Raw genomic sequence first — 20,372 nt, forward strand, 5'->3', positions numbered from 1 at the left:
TCTACCCGCAGGAGCACCGTGGCAACTGGCCGAACTCACCGACCGGCGACCCGCAGCCGAGGGATTCCCGAGGCCACCGTCGCCAGGCTTCCGCTGTACCTCCGAGCCCTCACCGCACTGTCGGAGCGCTCGGTACCCACGGTCTCCTCCGAGGAGCTCGCGGCCGCCGCGGGGGTCAACTCCGCGAAGCTGCGCAAGGACTTCTCCTACCTCGGCTCCTACGGGACACGCGGTGTCGGGTACGACGTCGAGTATCTCGTCTACCAGATCTCCCGTGAACTCGGGCTGACCCAGGACTGGCCGGTCGTCATCGTCGGCATCGGTAACCTCGGTGCCGCGCTTGCCAATTACGGCGGCTTCGCCTCCCGCGGCTTCCGGGTCGCGGCGCTGATCGACGCCGATCCGGCCATGGCGGGCACCCCCGTCGCGGGCATGCCCGTGCAGCACACCGACGACCTCGAGAAGATCATCGAGGAGAACGGCGTCTCGATCGGTGTCATCTCGACCCCGGCCGGCGCCGCCCAGCAGGTCTGCGAGCGGCTCGTCGCCGCCGGTGTGACCTCCATCCTGAACTTCGCGCCGACGGTCCTCTCCGTGCCGGACGGCGTCGACGTGCGCAAGGTCGACCTCTCCATCGAGCTGCAGATCCTCGCCTTCCACGAGCAGCGCAAGGCCGGTGAGGACGCGGCCCACGAGGGTCCCGTACCGCCCGTGGCGGCCAAGCAGCAGCGCAAGGGACCCGACGGGGACGTCCCCGCCGTGATGCCGGCATGAGTCTCCTGGTCGTGGGGCTGAGTCACCGCAGCGCCCCGGTGAGCGTCCTGGAGCGGGCCGCGCTGTCCGCCGACGCACAGGCCAAGCTGCTGCAGGACACGCTGGCCGCCGAGCCCGCCGCCGAGGCGGCCGTGCTCGCCACCTGCAACCGCATCGAGCTCTACGCCGACGTGGACAAGTTCCACGCCGGTGTCGCCGAGCTGTCCACGCTGCTCGCGCAGCACTGCGGCGTCGGCCTGGAGGAGCTCACTCCTTATCTGTACGTCCACTACGAGGACCGCGCCGTCCACCACCTGTTCTCGGTGGCGTGCGGGCTCGACTCGATGGTCGTCGGCGAGGGCCAGATCCTCGGACAGATCAAGGACGCCCTGGCGCGCGCGCAGGACCTGCACACCGCGGGCAAGCTCCTCAACGATCTCTTCCAGCAGGCCCTGAGGGTCGGCAAGCGCGCGCACTCCGAGACCGGCATCGACCGGGCCGGGCAGTCGCTCGTGACCTTCGGCCTCGAACAGCTGGCCGCGCGCGGTCCCGTGGAGGCCTGGGCCAAGGGCAAGCGTGCCCTGGTGATCGGCGCGGGCTCCATGTCCTCACTGGCCGCGGCGACGCTCGCGCGCGCCGGCGTCGAAGAGGTCGTCGTCGCCAACCGCACCCTGGAACGGGCCGAGCGGCTCGCGGCCATCCTGGGCGAGCCGGGCGGCACGGGCGTGCTCGCGCGCGCCGTACCCATGGGTGACGTGGCCGCCGAACTGACACGTGCCGACATCGTCGTCTCCTGCACCGGAGCGACGGGACTCGTCCTGACCGCACCGGCCGTGGAGGCCGCGCTGTCCGGGCGTACGGCCCCGCTCGCCCTCCTCGACCTGGCCATGCCGCGCGACATCGACGGCGCCGTGCACCGGGTCGACGGGGTGCGCCTGGTCGACATCGAGTCGCTCGCCGAGGCGTCCGCGGACGCCCCGATGGCCGACGACGTGGAGAAGGTCCGCGGGCTCGTCTCCGACGAGGTCGCCGCCTTCGGGGCCGCGCAGCGGGCCGCGCACATCACGCCGACCGTGGTCGCCCTGCGCACCATGGCCGCCGACGTGGTGGCCGGCGAGATGGCGCGCCTGGAGGGGCGCCTGCCCGGACTCGAGGAGAAGCAGCGCGCGGAGATCACGCAGACCGTGCGCCGCGTCGTCGACAAGCTGCTGCACGCGCCGACGGTGCGGGTCAAGCAGCTGGCGAGCGAGCCAGGCGGCGCCGGGTACGCGGACGCGCTGCGCACGCTCTTCGACCTCGACCCGCAGACGGTCGCGGCGGTCAGCAGGGCTGACCACATGAACAACGAGAACGACGACCCGAATAGAGGCCGGGCATGACCGAGAGGGCTTATCGGCTCGGGACCAGGCGCAGCAAGCTGGCGATGACCCAGTCCGGCCACGTGGCCGACGCGGTCAGGGAGTTGACGGGGCGCCCCGTCGAACTGGTGGAGATCACGACGTACGGCGACACCTCGCGCGAGCACCTCGCGCAGATCGGTGGCACCGGCGTCTTCGTCGCCGCCCTGCGCGAGGCGCTGGCCCGCGACGAGGTCGACTTCGCCGTGCACTCGCTCAAGGACCTGCCCACCGCGCAGCCGGCCGAGCTCACCCTCGCCGCCGTGCCCGTGCGCGAGGACCCGCGGGACGCGCTGATCGCCCGCGACGGCCTGACCTTCGCGGAGCTCCCCGACGGCGCCCGCGTGGGCACCGGTTCGCCGCGCCGCATGGCGCAGCTGAACGCCTACGCGCGCAGCCACGGCATGTCCATCCAGACCGTGCCGATCCGCGGGAACGTCGACACCCGCATCGGATACGTGCACCAGGGCGAGCTCGACGCCGTCGTGCTCGCCGCCGCCGGACTCAACCGCGTCGGCAGGTCCGACGAGGTGACCGACTTCCTGTCGGTCGACACTGTTCTGCCCGCCCCCGGCCAGGGGGCACTGGCGATCGAGTGTGCCGCGCACAACGCGTCACTCGCCGCCATGCTCGCCGAGCTCGACGACCCGTACACCCGGGCCGCCGTGACCGCCGAGCGATCCCTGCTCGCCGCCCTGGAGGCCGGCTGCAGCGCACCCGTGGGAGCGCTGGCCGACCTTCCCCGACCTCTCGACTTCGCTCGAGCAGGGGAGACCCCCATGGCCGACGGGCAGATTGTCAAGGAAATGCGCCTGCGCGGCGTCGTCGGTACGACCGACGGCTCGTCGTTGGTGCAGCTGTCCACCACCGGTCCCGTGCCCGAGACGGAGACCCAAGCCATGGCGCTGGGCCGCGAACTCGCGGCCGAGATGCTCGCCAAGGGCGCGGCCGGTCTGATGGGGGAGCGAGCACTTTGAGCCCCACCTCGAACCTTCCCGGCCTTCCCGCACACGGGCACGTCACCTTCCTCGGTGCCGGACCCGGAGATCCGGGACTGCTGACCCTCCGCGCCGTCGAGGCGCTGGCCCGAGCGGATGTGCTGATCGCCGAGCCGGATGTGCTCGACGTCGTCCGTGTGCATGCCAGGGGAGGTGTGGACACAACCCAGCCGACACCTGACGACACGTCAATGACCGCCGACGCGACGCCGTTCCGAGCTGCCGCCAATCTTGTCATGGCGGCAGCCAAGGGCGGCAGGCGGGTGGTGCGTGCGGTGAGCGGCGACCCGGGCCTCGACACGTACGCGGCCGAGGAGATGCTCGCCTGCGCGGCCGAGGGCATCCCCTTCGAGGTCGTGCCGGGCATCGCGGCGGCCGTGGGCGTGCCCGCGTACGCCGGTGTGCCGCTGCGGGACGCGCAGGGCACGGACGTCCGCTTCGTCGACGCCCGTACCGCGTCCGACCGCTGCTGGAGCGAGGTCGGCGTCTCCGACGGCACCGTCGTCGTCTCCACCGCGCTCGACTCGGTGGCCGCGGCGGCCGGGGAGCTGGTGGCCGCGGGCCGCAAGCCGGACACCCCGATGACCGTGACCGTGGCCGGCACGACGACGCGCCAGCGCACCTGGACCGCGACGCTCGGCACCATCGCTCAGGTGCTCAAGCAGGCCAAGGTGCTGCCTTCGCCGGACGGCGGCCAGCCGGTCATAGCCGTGGTCGGCGAGCGTTCCTCGGCCGCCCAGCGCGACCAGCTGTCGTGGTTCGAGTCGAAGCCGCTCTTCGGGTGGCGCGTGCTCGTGCCGCGCACGAAGGAGCAGGCGGCCTCGCTCTCCGACCAGCTGCGGTCCTACGGCGCGGTGCCGCACGAGGTCCCGACCATCGCGGTCGAGCCGCCGCGCACGCCCCAGCAGATGGAGCGCGCGGTCAAGGGCCTGGTCACCGGACGGTACGAGTGGATCGCCTTCACGTCCGTCAACGCCGTCAAGGCGGTCCGGGAGAAGTTCGAGGAGTACGGGCTCGACGCGCGTGCCTTCGCCGGGATCAAGGTCGCGGCCGTCGGCGAGCAGACCGCCGCCGCGCTGGTCGCCTTCGGCGTGAAGCCGGACCTGGTGCCCAGCGGTGAGCAGTCGGCCGCGGGTCTCCTGGAGGACTGGCCGCCCTACGACCCGGTCTTCGACCCGATCGACCGGGTGTTCCTGCCGCGGGCCGACATCGCCACCGAGACGCTCGTCGCCGGTCTCATCGACCTCGGGTGGGAGGTCGACGACGTCACCGCCTACCGGACGGTGCGCGCGTCGCCGCCGCCCGCGGACACCCGCGAGGCGATCAAGGGCGGCGGCTTCGACGCGGTCCTGTTCACCTCGTCCTCCACCGTGCGCAACCTCGTCGGCATCGCCGGCAAGCCGCACAACGTGACCGTCATCGCGTGCATCGGCCCCGCCACCGCCAAGACGGCGGAGGAGCACGGGCTCCGGGTGGACGTGATGGCTCCCGAGCCGTCGGTGCACCGGCTCGCCGAGGCGCTCGCGGAGTTCGGCACGCGGCGTCGCACGGCGGCGCTGGAGGCGGGCGACCCCGTCACCCGGCCCAGTGAGCGCCGGCCGGGATCCCGTAGGCGGCGTACGGCGCCCTGACGCGCAGGCGTACCGTAATCACCGGCTTCGCCGAGTTCGTCCTCAAACGCCGGACAGGCTGGATATCCAGCCTGTCCGGCGTTTGAGGTTGGGGCGGGGCCGGGACCCAGACATCGCGTGAGGTGAGAGAGACAGTGACCAAGTACGGATCGTTTCCCGGAGCCCGGCCCCGTCGCCTTCGGACCACTCCCGCCATGCGGCGCATGGTCGCGGAGACGCGGCTGCACCCGGCCGATCTGATCCTGCCCGCGTTCGTGCGCGAGGGGATCGGCGCGCCCGTGGAGATCGGGGCCATGCCCGGCGTCCTCCAGCACACCCGCGACAGCCTGAAGAAGGCGGCCGTCGAGGCGCTGGAGGCCGGGGTCTCGGGGATCATGCTGTTCGGCGTGCCGGAGGAGTCGAAGAAGGACGCCCTGGGCACGGCGGGCACGGACCCGGACGGCATCCTGCAGGTGGCGCTCCGTGACGTGCGGGCCGAGGTCGGGGACGACCTCATCGTCATGTCGGACCTGTGCCTGGACGAGACCACCGACCACGGGCACTGCGGCGTCCTGGACTCCGAGGGCCGGGTCGACAACGACGCGACGCTCGAGCGGTACGCGGAGATGGCGCAGGTGCAGGCCGACGCGGGCGCCCACGTGGTGGGTCCGAGCGGCATGATGGACGGTCAGATCGGGGTCATCCGCGACGCGTTGGACCAGGTCGGCCACGAGGACGTCTCGATCCTCGCGTACACCGTGAAGTACTCCTCGGCCTTCTTCGGCCCCTTCCGCGAGGCCGTCGGCTCGTCCCTCAAGGGCGACCGCAAGACCTACCAGCAGGACCCGGCCAACACACGGGAGTCCCTGCGGGAGCTGGCGCTCGACCTCGAGGAGGGCGCCGACATGGTGATGGTGAAGCCCGCGGGCCCCTACCTCGACATCCTGGCGAGGGTCGCCGACGCGGTGGACGTACCGGTGGCCGCGTACCAGATCAGCGGCGAGTACGCGATGATCGAGGCCGCCGCCGAGCGGGGCTGGATCGACCGCGACAAGGCGATCATGGAGTCCCTGACGGGGATCAAGCGCGCGGGCGCGAACATGATCCTGACGTACTGGGCGACCGAGGTCGCGCGGCAGCTCTGACCCTCGCGAGTCCCGGCCCGGCAGCCCTTGACCTCAACCTTGGTTGAAGTCGGAGGGTGGTGTGCATCGACGTTCTTCCACGTTCCGAGGAGCACACCATGCGCGCTGTCGTCCTGCACGAGTTCGGTCCCGCCGGGAACCTGCGCCCCGAGACCGTCCCCGACCCCGTCGCGGGGCCGGGGCAGGTGCGGATCGCCGTACGGGCGGCGGGAGTCCACTTCGTCGAGACCGTCCTGCGCAAGGGCGAGGCCTCCGACATGGCGCCACCGCTGCCCGACCTCCCCGCCGTCTTCGGCGGAGAGGTCGCCGGTGTCGTGGAGGCCGTGGGGCCCGGCGTCGACCACGGCTGGCTCGGGCGGCCCGTGGCGGTCTCGCGCTCGGCCCCCGGCGGATACGCCGAACTGACGGTCGCCGACGTGGAGAACCTGCACGCCGTACCGGACGGGCTCGGCTTCGAGGCGGCGGTGACCATGGTGATGACCGGCGCCACCGCCATGGGCCTGCTCGGGGTGGCCAGGATCGGCCCCGAGGACGTGGTCCTGGTGACGTCCGCGGCCGGCGGTGTGGGGCGGCTCGTCGTCCAGTACGCGCACTCCCTCGGGGCGACGGTCATCGGCGCGGCCGGCGGCCCCGCCAAGGCCGAGGCCGTACGGGGGCTCGGCGCCGACCTCGCCGTCGACTACAACGTGCCCGGCTGGGAGCGTGAGGTCGCCGAGCGGCTCGGCGGGCGGCGCGTCACCGCCGTACTCGACGGGGTCAGCGGCGAAAAGGGCGCGGCGGCCTTCGAGCTGATCGCCGACGGAGGACGGTACGTCGTCATCGGCTGGGCTTCGCAGCAGGACTTCCGGCCCGACCCCGCGCTGCTCGCCGAGCGGGACATCACCTTCGCCAACGCGCTGACCCGGCTGATCGAGGGGCCCGAACTGGCCCCCGAACACGAGCGCCGGGCCTTGGAGGCCGCCGCCGAGGGGCAGTGGACGGCCGACGTCCAGACGTTCCCGCTGGAGCGGGCGGCCGAGGCGCACGCGGCCATCGAGCGGCGGGAGACCACCGGGAAGGTGGTGCTGGTTCCCTGACCGCGGCGCGGCGCGGCGTCCGGTGCGCGGTGGCCGTGCGGGCTCAGTCCTTCTCGACGAGCAGGGACAGGCGGGAGAGGCCGTCGGCGCCGTGGCCCTGCTCGACCGCGCGGTCCAGGAGGGCCTGCAGCGGGTCGAACAGGTCGGTGCGCAGGCCCTGTTCGGTGAACGCCTCGGTGAAGTTGGCGAACGCCTCGCGGTTCATGGCGAGGTTGGAGACGTCCGTGCGGTGCTCCCCGGAGTCGAGCGCCGCCGCGTCGCCCGGCACGACGACGTGCGTCATCGTGACGATCAAGTCGCTCAGGAGCGGCGCGAAGTCGCCGGCCCGGATGCCTTCGCTGCGGATCAGCGCGAAGGCCTGGGCGACCCCCATCACCATGCCGTACATGCCGGTGAGCAGCGACAGGTCGTGGAGGGCGGCGAGGCCCGGGTCCTGGCCGACCCACTTGGTGTCGGCGAGCGCGGCGAGCGTCGGGCGGTGCGTGGCGAAGGCCGTCTCGTCTGCGCCGCTGTAGAGGATGTACGCGCCGGGGGTGGCGATCATCTGCGGGACGGCCATGATGCCGCCGTCGATGTACGTGATGCCGTGCTCGGCCGCCCACCGCGCCAACTCCCGCGCCTGGCGCGGGGTCCCGTTGGTGAGGTTCACGACGGTGCGGCCTGCGAGGGCGTCCGCCTCGGGCTCCAGGAGGCCGCGCACGGCGGTGTTGGTCGTGAGGCAGACGATGACCAGCGGGGCCGCCTCGACGGCTGCCCTCGCCGTGCCGGCCGCGACCGCGCCCCGGGCCACGAGCGGGGCCGTCCTGGCGGCGGTGCGGTTCCACACGGTGACGGGGTGGCCCGCCGTGCGGAGCGCGGTGGCGAGCGCGGTGCCCATGAGGCCGAGGCCCAGGACGGACACCGGTGACTGGGCGGCCTGGGCGGACTGGGCGGACTGGGCGGGCTCTGCGGGCCCAACGGGCTGTGCGGGCATGGCTGGGGGACTCCGATCGGAGGCGTGGGGTGGGAACGCCTTCGATCCTTTCCGGGCGCGGGCGGGCCGACAAGTACCCACTTTTTTGTGCGTACGTACCCGGAGGTGGGTGGGGGAGCCGGGGAGGCGGGTGTTCCGGTGTCCCAGGGGAGCGTTCCAGGGGGCGATGTTCTCGCAGGTCACGGGGGCGTAATCGTTCCAGCGTGCCGGATCGGCCGAGGTTCCTTGTGCCGGTAGGACCGGGGCTGTTTCGCTCATGGCCGTGCCGCGGCGGCAGACCGCCAGCCGGCACCACCACCTTTCCTTGCTCCCGGGGGCTCCCCATGAAGTTCACGCGCACCACGACCCGTTCGGCTCTCGCCGGGGTCTGTGTCGTCGCCGCGCTCACCCTCACCGCCTGCAACGACGACGGCATGGGGGTGCGGGACTCCTCGTCGACGATCGCGTCCGACACGTCGGGCGCGTCGGACGCGGGGCAGACAGGGGACACGGGGGACAGGGGGGACACGGCGGACGACGGCACGTGCCGCTCCGACGAGCTGGAGATCACCGCGAAGGACACCACGGTCGACGGCGACCCCGACGGCACCGTCACGGTGCTCTTCACGAACGACGGCGGCCGGGACTGCGAGTTCTTCGGGTACGCGGGCGTCGACCTGAAGACCGGCGAGGGCCCCCTGTCCGCGCGGCGGAGCGGTGCGGAGACCTCATCGGCCGTCCTCAGGGACGGGGAGTCGGCCGAGGCGGCCGTCACCTACCCGCTCGATGAGTCCGACGGCTCCGGCGCCCACGTCACCGGGCTCCTGGTGACCCCGCCGAACGACACGGAGACGGTCACCCTCGACTGGCCGGGTGCCGACACGCTTCCCGTCACCGACGGGGCGGACTCCCCGGTGAAGGTGCATCCCGTGGAGAAGGCCGCCTGATCGGCGGGGTGCGTGCGCGCGCCCCGCCTCCCCCGGCAGCCCCCGGGCCTCGTCGTGCCCCCACTTCGAGGCCGGGGGCTTTCTGCCGTTCTCCCTCTCTTGTCGTTCCCTTCCGCCGGCGTCGGGCGCTGCGGTCACCACATCAGCGCGGCCGCCTCCGTCGTCTGCCAGTAGGTGACGTACGCCGAGCTGTCCACGTACACGCCGCCCCGCGGAAGCTTCGCCGCCGCCGGGCCGCCCACGCTGCCGTTCATCGCGCGGTTGGCGAAGTGGACGTCCAGCGTGTGGACCTGCGAGCCGTCCGTGCCCTCGGGCGAGGACGTGCCGATGGCCGCGTACGCCGTCTCGCCCGGTGCCAGCGTGACGACCGCCTGGGGCGTGCTCTCCTCCAGCCACGGCGTGGCGGCCTGGCCCTCGTCGAAGCGGAGGTACGGCGCGCCGTACGCGTAACAGGCCTTCGTGCCCGTGTTCTTGGCCTTCAGGAGCAGGTGGTTCACGGGGCGCTCGACCTGCTTCACGGTGACCTTGGTGGTGGCCGCGGTGCAGGTGACCGGCGCCGCCTTCGCGGCGGGAGCCGCGGCGGACGCGGCACCGCCGAGTGCGGTGAGCGAGAGGGCGGCGGTGAGCGCCGCGGCAGCGGCGGCGGCCTTGGTGGTGAATCGCATGGCTGGTCTCTTTCGGTGTGACGGGGACGACGTGAGCCGCGCCGAGGGCTCCCGGACGCGGCGTGCTTGTATGGCCCACAGCTTGTGCGGGGTTTCGTCCCGGCGGCCAGCGCGGCACGGCAGTTGGGGACGGTGGGACGTTCGTACGGCTGTGAACTGCGACAACGCCGTTCCTTGGAACGGCTGTACGGGATGGAGAGAGCGTGGGGGCGGGCGATCTCGCGGAGTTGCTGCGGGAGCTGAAGGAGAGGTCGGCGCTCAGCTACGGGGCGCTGTCCAAGCGGCTGCACGTGTCGACGTCGACGCTGCACCGCTATGTGAGCGGTTCGGCCGTGCCCACGGAGTTCGCTCCGCTGGAGCGGTTCGGCCGGGTGTGCGGGGCCTCGCGGGAGGAGATGGTCGAGCTCCACCGGCGGTGGATCCTGGCCGACGCGTCGAGGGGCGACCGCAAGGAGGCCGAGCCGGTTTCCAGCGACAGCGACAGCGACAGCAACACGGACCGCGACGGCGACGGTGACGGTGACGGTGACGGTGATGCAGGCGATGCCGCCCCCGACATCGTGCTCGGCCGTGCCCCCGAGGCGGCGGGACGGCGACGGCTGCCCAGGGCGCGCGTGCTCGTCGCCGCCGGTGTCGTGCTCGCGCTCGGGGCCACCGCCGTCGCCGTGCAGGCCGCCTCCGGCGGCGGTGACCACGACCGGGTGTCCACCGATTCCCCGAGCGCCTTCGACAGCGGCGACCGGGACCGCGGCCGGGGCGGGGCGCGGGACGCGTCACCCTCCGCCACAGCGTCGGCGAAGGGCAAGCCGGGCAAGGAGCCGAAGGAGTCCGGGAAGCCGGCGGGCGAGGACAAGGGCGGCGGCAGGACCGAGACCCCCGGCACCGGGGGCGGCGGCAAGGGCGGGGGCGCCGGCCGGGCCGTCGTACCGGTGACCGTCTCCACCCAGCCCCACTACTGGGCGAACCCCTGCGGCCATCCGTACCTCGTCGACAAGGACCCCGGCAGCCTCTCCCCACCCCCCAACGAGCAGGACGCCTCCTCCTGGGCGGGTGCGAACGGGGCGGTCTCCGCCGGGGAGCAGACGGTGCAGCTGACCGTGCAGGGCAAGGGCGAGGGGACCGTCGTCCTGGAGTCCCTGCACGTCCGCGTCGCCGGCACGGGCGCGCCGCTCGCGTGGACCACCTACAAGATGGGCTACCTCGGCGTCGGGTGCGGCGGCAACGTGCCCCGGCACTCCTTCGACCTCGACCTGGACGCGTCGGCGCCCCGCCCGGCCCCCCAGGCCAAGGGCGACGACTTCCCGTACAAGGTGAGTTCGAGCGACCCGGAGACGTTCTACATCGACGCGACCGCCCGTACCCGCTCGGTGCGCTGGTACCTGGAGCTGGAGTGGTCGAGCGGCGACCGGCACGGCACGGTGCGCATCGACGACACGGGCAAGCCGTTCACGACGAGCGGCGACCAGGGCCGACCCGTCTACGCGTACTCGCTCGACACCAAGAAGTGGACGAAGACGCACCACGACGACGACAACGTGGCGGACCCGCCGGCGTAGCGGGCGGGGGCCGTCGCGCGGGAGCCCCGGGCCGGGGACGGCCGCCCGCGTCCGCATCCCGGAATGGTGCGTGTAGGCGGCACGCGGATCCCTACGCTGCCGGAACCTCCGGACATCACGGAACCGCCGGACAGCCTAGGAGCCCCAGATGACCGCCACCGACGTCCCCGTCCCCGCGCTCGCGGCCCCCGTTCCCCCGCTCGCGGCCCGCGCCGCCGCCGTCGGGGGCTCGCCCGTACGGGACATCCTCGCGGTCACCGCGCGTCCCGAGGTCATCAACTTCGCGGGCGGGCTCCCCGCGCCCGAGCTGTTCGACGCGGAAGGGGTCGCCGCCGCCTTCCAGGACGTCCTGACGACGACGCCCGGGACGGCGCTGCAGTACTCCACGACGGAGGGCGAGCCCGCTCTCCGTACCGCGATAGCCGCCCGCACGGCCGCGCGCGGACTGCCCACCGCCGCCGACGACCTGCTCGTCACCACCGGGTCGCAGCAGGCGCTCTCGCTGCTCGCGACGGCGCTCGTCGAGCCCGGGGACACCGTCCTCGTCGAAAGCCCCTGCTATCTGGCGGCACTTCAGGCCTTCTCCTTCGCGGGCGCGCGCGTGGTGCCCGTGCCCTGCGACGCGTCCGGCATCGACCCCCACGCGCTCGACGAACTCGTCGCCGCGCACCGCCCGAAGCTGCTCTACACCGTCCCCACCTTCCAGAACCCGACAGGACGCACCCTGCCGGCCGGCCGGCGCGCGGCCATCGCCGAGGTCGCGGGGCGGCGCGGCCTGTGGATCGTCGAGGACGACCCGTACGGGGAACTGCGCTTCGAGGGCGAGCGCGTGCCGTGGATCGCCACCTGCCCGGGGGCCGAGGACCGTACCGTCCTGCTCGGCAGCTTCTCCAAGGTCATGGCGCCGGGACTGCGGCTCGGCTGGCTGCGCGCGCCCGCCGGGCTGCTGCGCGCCTGCGCGGTCGCCAAGCAGGCCGCGGACCTGCACACGCCCACCGTCAACCAGCTCGCCGCGGCACGGTACTTGGCCGACCGCGACCTGGACGCGCACGTCGCCCGGGTCGCGGGCGTCTACCGCGAGCGCAGGGACGCGCTGCTCGCGGGGCTCGCGGACGCCCTGCCGGACGGGTCGGGCTGGCTGCGGCCCGAGGGCGGCATGTTCGTGTGGGCGAAGCTCCCCGAGGGGTACGACACGACCGAGCTGCTGCGGACGGTGATCACCCACAACGTGGCGTACGTGCCGGGCGCCCCCTTCTTCGCCGGGGAGCCGGACCGTTCGACGCTGCGGATGTGCTTCGTGACGCAGTCGCCCGAGGAGATCGGGGAGGGCCTGCGGCGACTCGGACGAGGCCTGCGGGCGGGCTGACCGCGGCACACGTCACGCGGCACGCCCCACGGACGAGGGCCCCGCACCAAAGGGGTGCGGGGCCCTCGCCGTGCGGCCGCCGGAGACGCCCGGATCCTCAGAGGCGCTCGGGCGTCCTGATGCCGAGCAGCTCCATGCCCTGGTGCAGCGTGCGCGCCGTGAGGTCGCACAGGAACAGCCGGTTCTCGACGACTTCCTGCGCCGGGCGCGGCTTGATGACCGGGCACTGGTCGTAGAACGTCGTGAACAGCGACGCCAGTTGGTACAGGTACGCGGCCAGCTTGTGCGGCGCGTACTCGGCCGACGCCTCAAGGACCAGATCGCCGAACGCGTCCAGGTGCAGGCCCAACGCGCGCTCCGCCGGGGCCAGTTCGAGCTCCGGGTGCGCGGTCGCGGTGTCGCCCTCGGACTTGCGCAGGATCGACTGGATCCGGGCGTACGCGTACTGGAGGTAGACGGACGTGTCGCCGTTCAGCGACACCATCTGGTCGAGGTCGAACTTGTAGTCGCGGTTCGCCGACGTCGACAGGTCCGCGTACTTCACCGCGCCGATGCCGACCTGGGCGGCCCGCTCCTGGATCTCGTCCTCGGTCAGGTCGCGTGCCTTCTCCCGCACGACCTCGGCCGCGCGCTGCACCGCCTCGTCGAGCAGGTCCTCCAGGCGCACCGTCTCGCCCTCACGCGTCTTGAACGGCTTGCCGTCCGCGCCGAGCACCGTGCCGTAGCCCATGTTGTGCGCGGTGACGTCGTCGTTCAGCCAGCCCATCCGGCGGGCCGCCTCGAAGACCATCTTGAAGTGCAGGGACTGACGCACGTCCACCACGTACAGCAGGGTCGTGGCGTGCAGGCCGAGGACGCGGTCGCGGATCGCGGAGAGGTCGGAGGCCGCGTACCCGAAGCCGCCGTCCGCCTTCTGCACGATCAGCGGGACCGGCTTGTCGTCCTTGCCCTTGATGTCGTCGAAGAACACGACGAGCGCGCCCTCGGAGCGGACCGCGACGCCCGACTCCTCCAGGAGCCGCGCCGTCTCGGCCATCATGTCGTTGTACGCGGACTCGCCGACGATCTCCTCGTCGCGCACCGCCATGTCCAGCTTCTCGAAGACCGAGTAGAAGTAGACCTTCGACTCGTCCACGAAGCGCTGCCACAGGTCGAGCGTCTCCTTGTCGCCGGACTGCAGGGCGACGACCCGCCTGCGGGCCCGCTCCTTGAACTCCTCGTCCGCGTCGAAGACCGCGCGCGATGCCTTGTAGACCCGGTTCAGGTTGCTCATCGCCTGCTCGCCGTCGACGTCGGCGGCCGGGGCCAGCTGGTCGGGGTTCTCGATCAGGTACTGGATGAGCATGCCGAACTGGGTGCCCCAGTCGCCGATGTGGTGGCGGCCGACCGTCTTCTCGCCCGTGAAGTCCAGCATGTGCCGCAGGGCGTCGCCGATGACGGCCGAGCGCAGGTGGCCGACGTGCATCTCCTTGGCCACGTTCGGCTGGGCGTAGTCGATGACGGTGATGCCCGCGTCCGGGTTCAGCGGCACGCCGAGCCGGTCGCCGTCCGCGGCACGGGCCGCGAGCGTCTCGGTGATCGCCTTGTCCGTGACCGTCACGTTCAGGAAGCCGGGGCCCGAGACCTCGACGTCGGCGAGCAGGTCGCCGTTGTCGATCTCCGTCACGATCCGCGCGGCCAGCTCCCGCGGGTTGCCCTTGAGCTTCTTGGCGAGCGCCAGGATGCCGTTGGCCTGGAAGTCGGCCCGGTCGCTGCGTCGCAGCAGCGGGTCCGCGACGCCCGCTTCCGGCAGGGCAGCCGAGAGGGCGTCCGCGAGGCGCTGGTGGACGGAGGCGGTGAGGGACGTGACCGAGGCCATGAATGGGTGCCGTTCTGCTCGGGTGCCTGGGCTTGCTGCAACTACGAAAACCGAGTATCCCACGCGGTGAAAAGCGGTTTTCGCGGTTACGGGGCGACCTGGGAGAATGGCTCCGTCAAGCGGTACTCACGTAGAGAAGAAAGGCGTGCCGATCGTGGCTCAGAGCACCGATACCACCGACTGGGTCTCCCGCTACGCGGACGAGGTCATCGCCGAGTCGGAGCGTCGTGCCCCGGGCAAACCGGTCGTCGTCGCCTCCGGACTCTCCCCCTCGGGCCCGATCCACCTCGGCAACCTCCGCGAGGTCATGACCCCGCACCTGGTCGCCGACGAGGTCCGCCGCCGCGGGCACGAGGTCCGCCACCTGATCTCCTGGGACGACTACGACCGCTACCGCAAGGTGCCGGCCGGCGTCCCCGGCGTCGACGAGTCCTGGGCCGAGCACATCGGCAAGCCGCTCACGTCCGTGCCCGCCCCCGCCGGGTCCGCGTACCCGAACTGGGCCGAGCACTTCAAGGCGGCCATGACCGAGGCGCTCGACGAGCTCGGCGTCGCCTACGACGGGATCAGCCAGACCGCGCAGTACACCGCGGGGGTCTACCGCGAGCAGGTCCTGCACGCGATGAAGCACCGCGGCGACATCGACGCGATCCTCGACCAGTACCGCACCAAGAAGGACCCGGCCAAGGCGGGCAAGGGCGGCAAGCAGTCGCAGAAGCCCGTCGACGAGGCCGAGCTGGAGGCCGCGGAGGGCTCCGGCGCGGCCGCCGAGGACGACGGCAGCGGCGGCACCGGCGGGTACTTCCCGTACAAGCCCTACTGCGGGCGCTGCGAGAAGGACCTGACCACCGTCGTCTCCTACGACGACGAGTCCACCGAGCTCGTCTACACCTGCACGGCGTGCGGCTTCGGCGAGACGGTCCGGCTCAGCGAGTTCAACCGAGGCAAGCTGGTCTGGAAGGTCGACTGGCCGATGCGCTGGGCGTACGAGGGCGTGATCTTCGAGCCGTCCGGCGTCGACCACTCGTCGCCCGGCTCGTCCTTCGTCGTCGGCGGCCAGATCGTGCGCCAGATCTTCGACGGCGTGCAGCCCATCGGCCCCATGTACGCCTTCGTGGGCATCTCCGGCATGGCGAAGATGTCGTCCTCCAAGGGCGGCGTGCCGACCCCCGGCGACGCGCTGAAGATCATGGAGGCGCCGCTCCTGCGCTGGCTGTACGCCCGCCGCAAGCCCAACCAGTCCTTCAAGATCGCCTTCGACCAGGAGATCCAGCGGCTCTACGACGAGTGGGACAAGCTGGAGTCCAAGGTCGCCGACGGATCCGCGCTGCCCGCCGACGCGGCCGCGCACAGCCGTGCCGTGCGCACCGCGGCCGGTGAGCTGCCGCGCACCCCGCGCCCGCTGCCGTACCGCACGCTGGCCTCCGTCGCCGACATCACCGCGGGCGCCGAGGACCAGACCCTGCGGATCCTGCGCGACCTCGACCCGGCCGACCCGATCACCTCGCTCGACGAGGCCCGCCCGCGCCTGGACCGCGCCGAGAACTGGATCACCACCCAGGTCCCGGCCGAGGCCCGCACCATCGTCCGCTCCGAGCCGGACACGGAGCTGCTGGCCTCCCTGGACGACGCGGGCCGCGAGTCGCTGCGGCTGCTCCTGGAGGGCCTCGACTCGCACTGGTCCCTGGACGGCCTCACGCACCTCGTGTACGGCGTGCCGAAGGTGCAGGCGGGCTTCTCGGCCGACGCGACGGCCAAGGAGCTGCCGGCGGAGATCAAGGGGGCCCAGCGCTCGTTCTTCGCGCTCCTGTACCGCCTCCTCGTGACCCGGGAGACCGGGCCGCGACTGCCCACGCTGCTGCTCGCGGTCGGCGCCGACCGCGTCAGGAAGCTGCTCGCCGCCTGACGCCGACGGCGGCGGTACGCGAACAGGGCCCCGTTCCGGGTGGAGCGGGGCCCTGCCGCATGCGGGGCCCTGCCGTATGCGGGGCCCTGCCGTATGCCGGCGCGTCCGGCGCGTCCGGTGCATCCTTCGGACTACCGAGGATTCCGCCGGAGGCAGGACGCGGGGCCCGGCGCCGGGGCCGATCATCGACGTATGAGAGAAATCATCGCCATCGTCGGATGGATCGTGGGAATCCAGGGCGCGCTCGGTGTCGTCGGACGGACGTTCGGCGACGAGCCCTGGGGACTGCTGAAGAACTGGTGGGACGTGCCCACGCCCCTGTACGTCGTCCTCTTCGTGGTGGGCGCGGCGCTCGCGCTCTACGGGGAGGCCGGCAGGAAGCGGGCCAAGGCCGGGGCCCGGTAGGCACCCGGCCCCGACGCGTGCCTCGGCACGTCCCGCGTCACGCGATGTGGTCTTCCATCAGCTCGTTGTCGAGGCGGGCCGTGAACCGGTCCATGTAGTTGTTCAGCTCGCGCGACTGCAGGCGCAGCCCGAAGGCCGCCTCCGCGTTGGCCGCGAACGCCCCGGGGGTCGGCATGCCCTCGCCCTCTATCGAGTGCCGGAACACCTGGTACAGGTCCTCGTCGGACGGAGCGGGCACCGGTACCGGCTCCTGCTGCGGGATGCCCTCGCCCAGCGGACGCGTGCCGCCCGCGCCGGTCGGCACGGGGAACTCGGGACCCTCGGGACCCGCCTCCGGGTGGGGCTGAGGCACCTGCCCGTGCTGCTGGTCGTACGCCTGCTGCTGCTCGTAGGCCTGCTGCCGCTCGTAGGCCTGCTGCCGCTCGTAGGCGAGCTGCGCCTGCTGGGCCTGCTCGTAGGTCTGCTGAGCCTGCTGGTCCTCACCGGCCGCCTGTCGGCGCTGCTGTTCGGCGTACCACTCGTCGTAGGGCGCCACCGGCTCGTACGAAGCGGTGTGCGCGGCGAACCACGGGCTCGCGTGGTTGGCCACCGGGAGCTGCTCCTGCGGGGCCTGGTGGGCCGGGTCCTGGGCGGGCTGTCCGGTCGCCGGGGTCGCCGGGGTCGCCGGGGTCGCCGGGGTCGCGGGGGTCTCGGCGGCCTCGGCGGCCGTCGCGGGAGCTGCGGGCCCGGCGGGTTCGGCGGACTCGGTGGGTGACGCGGCGGGCCCCGCCGTCAGCTGCGGCTGCCGCGACCCCTCGCCCTGCACCTGCGGGACCGTCGTGGGCGCGGGCGGCAGCAGTACCGGCTCGATGCCCGCCGCGGCGAGGCCGGCCGGAGCCGTCTCCGCCAGGGGTACGCCGTAGCGCGCCAGACGCAGCGGCATCAGCGACTCGACCGGTGCCTTGCGGCGCCAGGCGCGGCCGAACCGGGCCTGCAGGCGCGCCTGGTAGACGAGGCGCTCCTGTTCGAGCTTGATGACCTGCTCGTAGCTGCGCAGCTCCCACAGCTTCATGCGGCGCCACAGCTTGAAGGTGGGGACGGGGGAGAGCAGCCAGCGGGTGAGGCGCACGCCCTCCATGTGCTTGTCGGCGGTGATGTCCGCGATGCGGCCCACCGCGTGCCGGGCCGCCTCGACCGCGACGACGAAGAGCACCGGGATCACCGCGTGCATGGCGACGCCCAGCGGATCGCCCCAGCTGGAGGCCGCGTTGAAGAGGATCGTGCCCGCCGTGAGCAGCCACGCGGTCTGGCGCAGCAGCGGGAAGGGGATGCGCAGCCAGGTCAGCAGGAGGTCGAGGGCGAGCAGCACACAGATGCCCGCGTCGACACCGATGGGGAAGACCACCGAGAAGCCGCCGAAGCCCTTCTCCTCGGCGAGTTCGCGCACGGCCGCGTACGACCCCGCGAAGCCGATCCCGGCGATGACGACCGCTCCGGCGACGACCACTGCGATCAGTATCCGGTGCGTGCGTGTCAGCTGCATCGCGGCCACCCGCGAACCCCTCCCTGTTCAAGGCCTCTGTCGGCTTGTTGCGAGCGACAGCCTGGCACACGCGTGCGGGAAGCCGTGTGCCGGTACGCCGGGAGCCCGGCCCACGCGGGACCGGGCTCCTTCAACGTGCCTGCTCAGGGCCCCAGTTGGCGAAAGGGTGTCAGGCGCCGGGCGTCAGGACTTGGCGGTGTCCTTGTCCTTGTCCTTCGCCTTGTCCGTGTCCTTCGACTTGCTGTCGTCCGGCGTGGACTTGGAGTCGTCGCTCTTGTCACCGGACTTCGAGTCACCGGACTTGGAGTCACCGGACTTGGAGTCGTCCGACTTCGGCTTCTTGCTCGGGCTCGGGTCGTCCGACGCCTTGCCGCCCCCGATGTTGGCGTTGACGACCGAGTCGGCGGCCTCCTTCGCCGCCTTCTCCGCGTCCTTCGACAGCTTGCCGGTGTCGGGGGCCTTGTCGCCCGCGAGGCCCGCACCGTTGAAGTCGACGGTGACGATCGCGTTCTCCACGCGGGTCACCAGCGTCTGCTGCTTGAAGGTGTCCTTGTCCTTCTTCAGGTCGTACCGCACGAGCGTCGCCTGCTGGCCGATGCCCTTGACCGGCTCCGCCTTGACGTTCTTCGCGTCCTTCGTCGCCTGGGCGTCCTCGACCTGCTTGGCGAAGCTGTCCTGCGCGCGCTTGGCGCCGCTGCCGAGGGAGGAGTCCGACTCGAAACGCAGCAGCGAGACGCGCAGCCAGCGGAACTGGGAGCCGTCCACGCCGTTGTTGTCGAGGCTGTCCCACGAGCAGCTGCCGCGCAGGGCCGTGTCGCTGGACGTGCCGGCCTTGCCCGAGGCGTCCTTCGCCTTCGGCACCAGGTCCTCGAGCGTCTTCTTCGACAGGACCTTGCAGGGCTCGGGAAGCGTCGCGTACGCCGCCTTCTCCACGCTCGCGGCCTTGTCGCCGGCCTTGGCCGACGCGGACGCCTTGGCGCCCGAGTCCTTCTTGGCGCCGTCGGATCCGTCGTCGGAGCCGGAGTCGGAGGAGCAGCCGGCGACGAGGATGGCCGGTACGGCGGCCGCGCAGACGAGGAGGCGGCTGCGGAGCTGTCGCTTTCGCTGTGCAGGTCGGTGCATGGTTCCTTCACTCTGTTCGTCTCGTGACGTCCAGTTCGTCTCGTGACGTCGTCGGGTCCGGGGGGCCACGGTACGCGCATGGGACGGCGGGCGACTCCGCTTCAGGGGAGCGGGACCCCCCTGCGCGAGCGCGCCGGCCGCCCCTCACTCGTCGAACTCGCCTGCCAGCGTGTCGGCCAGTTCCTGCGCTTTGTCCTGCATTTCCTTGCTGTCGGGGACGTCCGTGCGACGGCCCGGCTGCTCGTCGTACTCGATGGTCACGACGACGTTCGACGTGCGGAACACCACAGTCACGGTGCGGTGACGGGAGGCCGAGGCGGCGGTGGTGAGGATGTCGTCGATGAACGCCTCGTCACCGAGGTCGGTGAGGGTGCGGGGCTCCAGGCCGGGGGGCGGGGTGACGGGCCGGCCGGTGTCCGCCGCGTGCTCGCCGTCGGCGCTCCCGGAGCCCTTGCCGCCCTTGCCGTCCTTGGCGTCTTCGTATCCGTCCGCCTTCTTCCCCTTGGCGCCCTTCTCGTCGTCGCTCCCGTCCGCCCTGCCCTTCTTGCCGCCCTGGGCCGCGTCGCCCTCGGACTCCTCGGGGGTCCCGGACTCACCGTCGCCGCCGCTCTCCTCGGAGGAGCTGCCGGGCGGCCGGCTCAGGCCCGCGTCCCGCAGCTTGCCCGCGTAGACCTCGGCGGCGCGGGCGTCGTCGCTCACCGTGCCGTCGTAGGAGACGACGCGCTCGAAGTCGACGAGCAGGTGGTGGGAGGCGTCGGACGACTGGATCTTCCAATTGCAGCCCACGCGCCGGTCGGTGTCGTACGTCACCGAGGGCGTGCCCTCGTACGCCTTCTCGCGCTGCTCGGCGTCCTCGATCTCCGGGATGCCGGGCAGCATCGCGTCGAGGGTGCCGTGATCGACCTCGCCGCACGGCTCGGGGAGCGTGCGGTACTTGCCGGGCTGCGCCGATGCGGTGGAACTGCCGCCGCCGCCCGGCTTGGAGTCGTCGCTCTCGTCGCCGAGGCCGGACCCGCCGCTGCAGCCGGCCAGCACCACCGCGAGGAGTGCGGCGACACCGGGGACACAGGCCTTGGCCTTCCGCTGCACCGTGG

Annotated in this window: 17 protein-coding genes; 11 read left to right on the top strand and 6 right to left on the bottom strand. The window is 72.3% G+C overall.

Annotation, left to right across the window (positions count from 1 at the left end; translation table 11 throughout):
- The first annotated feature begins 18 nt into the window (after positions 1 to 18).
- The 6 genes from ACZ592_RS04410 (at position 19) to ACZ592_RS04435 (ending at position 6,979) form a co-directional block, all read left to right on the top strand.
- Positions 19 to 774 carry a redox-sensing transcriptional repressor Rex gene (locus ACZ592_RS04410; RefSeq protein ID WP_471580022.1) on the top strand — a complete coding sequence of 252 codons (756 nt, stop codon included), beginning with the start codon at positions 19 to 21 and terminating at the stop codon, positions 772 to 774.
- Positions 771 to 2,132, top strand: coding sequence for a glutamyl-tRNA reductase (locus ACZ592_RS04415; protein WP_471580023.1), 1,362 nt, complete (start codon positions 771 to 773; stop codon positions 2,130 to 2,132). Before ACZ592_RS04410 ends, ACZ592_RS04415 begins: the two co-directional genes overlap by 4 nt.
- A complete protein-coding gene (gene hemC, locus ACZ592_RS04420; RefSeq protein WP_471580024.1) occupies positions 2,129 to 3,127 on the top strand; it encodes a hydroxymethylbilane synthase in 999 nt (332 codons plus the stop codon). The genes ACZ592_RS04415 and hemC overlap by 4 nt, the downstream gene beginning before the upstream one ends.
- The gene (locus ACZ592_RS04425; RefSeq protein ID WP_471580025.1) at positions 3,124 to 4,779 is read left to right on the top strand and encodes a bifunctional uroporphyrinogen-III C-methyltransferase/uroporphyrinogen-III synthase; all 1,656 of its coding nucleotides are present in this window, start codon (positions 3,124 to 3,126) and stop codon (positions 4,777 to 4,779) included. Before hemC ends, ACZ592_RS04425 begins: the two co-directional genes overlap by 4 nt.
- A 134-nt stretch (positions 4,780 to 4,913) precedes the next feature.
- Positions 4,914 to 5,903 (top strand): porphobilinogen synthase, encoded by a 990-nt coding sequence (gene hemB / locus ACZ592_RS04430; RefSeq protein ID WP_471580026.1) that lies wholly within the window; start codon positions 4,914 to 4,916, stop codon positions 5,901 to 5,903.
- 98 nt (positions 5,904 to 6,001) lie between these two features.
- Entirely contained in the window at positions 6,002 to 6,979 is a 978-nt protein-coding gene (locus tag ACZ592_RS04435; RefSeq protein ID WP_471580027.1) for a zinc-binding dehydrogenase, read from the top strand.
- A 43-nt stretch (positions 6,980 to 7,022) separates the two neighbouring features.
- On the opposite strand, the gene ACZ592_RS04440 is transcribed toward ACZ592_RS04435, so the two are convergent.
- Positions 7,023 to 7,952: an NAD(P)-dependent oxidoreductase gene (locus ACZ592_RS04440; protein ID WP_471580028.1), complete on the bottom strand. Its 930-nt coding sequence runs from the start codon at positions 7,950 to 7,952 to the stop codon at positions 7,023 to 7,025.
- Between the two features lie 323 nt (positions 7,953 to 8,275).
- Here ACZ592_RS04440 and ACZ592_RS04445 point away from each other — a divergent pair, with 323 nt between their 5' ends.
- Positions 8,276 to 8,878: a DUF4232 domain-containing protein gene (locus ACZ592_RS04445; protein ID WP_471580029.1), complete on the top strand. Its 603-nt coding sequence runs from the start codon at positions 8,276 to 8,278 to the stop codon at positions 8,876 to 8,878.
- 134 nt (positions 8,879 to 9,012) lie between these two features.
- Here the strand turns inward: ACZ592_RS04445 and ACZ592_RS04450 are convergent, their stop codons facing one another.
- Positions 9,013 to 9,543 carry a DUF4232 domain-containing protein gene (locus ACZ592_RS04450; protein WP_471580030.1) on the bottom strand — a complete coding sequence of 177 codons (531 nt, stop codon included), beginning with the start codon at positions 9,541 to 9,543 and terminating at the stop codon, positions 9,013 to 9,015.
- A 203-nt stretch (positions 9,544 to 9,746) separates the two neighbouring features.
- Here ACZ592_RS04450 and ACZ592_RS04455 point away from each other — a divergent pair, with 203 nt between their 5' ends.
- Positions 9,747 to 11,099 (top strand): helix-turn-helix domain-containing protein, encoded by a 1,353-nt coding sequence (locus ACZ592_RS04455; RefSeq protein WP_471580031.1) that lies wholly within the window; start codon positions 9,747 to 9,749, stop codon positions 11,097 to 11,099.
- Between the two features lie 148 nt (positions 11,100 to 11,247).
- On the top strand, positions 11,248 to 12,465 hold the full coding sequence (locus ACZ592_RS04460; protein ID WP_471580032.1) for an aminotransferase-like domain-containing protein: 1,218 nt from the start codon (positions 11,248 to 11,250) through the stop codon (positions 12,463 to 12,465).
- Positions 12,466 to 12,562: 97 nt separating this feature from the next.
- Here ACZ592_RS04460 and argS read toward each other — a convergent pair whose 3' ends face one another.
- Entirely contained in the window at positions 12,563 to 14,323 is a 1,761-nt protein-coding gene (argS, locus tag ACZ592_RS04465) for an arginine--tRNA ligase (RefSeq protein ID WP_471580033.1), read from the bottom strand.
- Between the two features lie 145 nt (positions 14,324 to 14,468).
- Here argS and lysS point away from each other — a divergent pair, with 145 nt between their 5' ends.
- Positions 14,469 to 16,229, top strand: a complete 1,761-nt coding sequence (lysS, locus tag ACZ592_RS04470; protein WP_471580034.1) for a lysine--tRNA ligase — start codon at positions 14,469 to 14,471, stop codon at positions 16,227 to 16,229.
- Between the two features lie 192 nt (positions 16,230 to 16,421).
- Positions 16,422 to 16,634: a hypothetical protein gene (locus ACZ592_RS04475; RefSeq protein WP_471580035.1), complete on the top strand. Its 213-nt coding sequence runs from the start codon at positions 16,422 to 16,424 to the stop codon at positions 16,632 to 16,634.
- Positions 16,635 to 16,671: 37 nt separating this feature from the next.
- Here ACZ592_RS04475 and ACZ592_RS04480 read toward each other — a convergent pair whose 3' ends face one another.
- The 3 genes from ACZ592_RS04480 to ACZ592_RS04490 form a co-directional block, all read right to left on the bottom strand.
- A complete protein-coding gene (locus ACZ592_RS04480) occupies positions 16,672 to 18,156 on the bottom strand; it encodes a DUF2637 domain-containing protein (protein WP_471580036.1) in 1,485 nt (494 codons plus the stop codon).
- Between the two features lie 183 nt (positions 18,157 to 18,339).
- A complete protein-coding gene (locus ACZ592_RS04485; protein WP_471580037.1) occupies positions 18,340 to 19,278 on the bottom strand; it encodes a DUF3558 domain-containing protein in 939 nt (312 codons plus the stop codon).
- A gap of 144 nt (positions 19,279 to 19,422) precedes the next feature.
- Positions 19,423 to 20,367 (bottom strand): DUF3558 domain-containing protein, encoded by a 945-nt coding sequence (locus ACZ592_RS04490; protein WP_471580038.1) that lies wholly within the window; start codon positions 20,365 to 20,367, stop codon positions 19,423 to 19,425.
- Between the last annotated feature and the right edge of the window lie 5 nt (positions 20,368 to 20,372).

This window comes from Streptomyces sp. NPDC040622 (assembly GCF_055593965.1).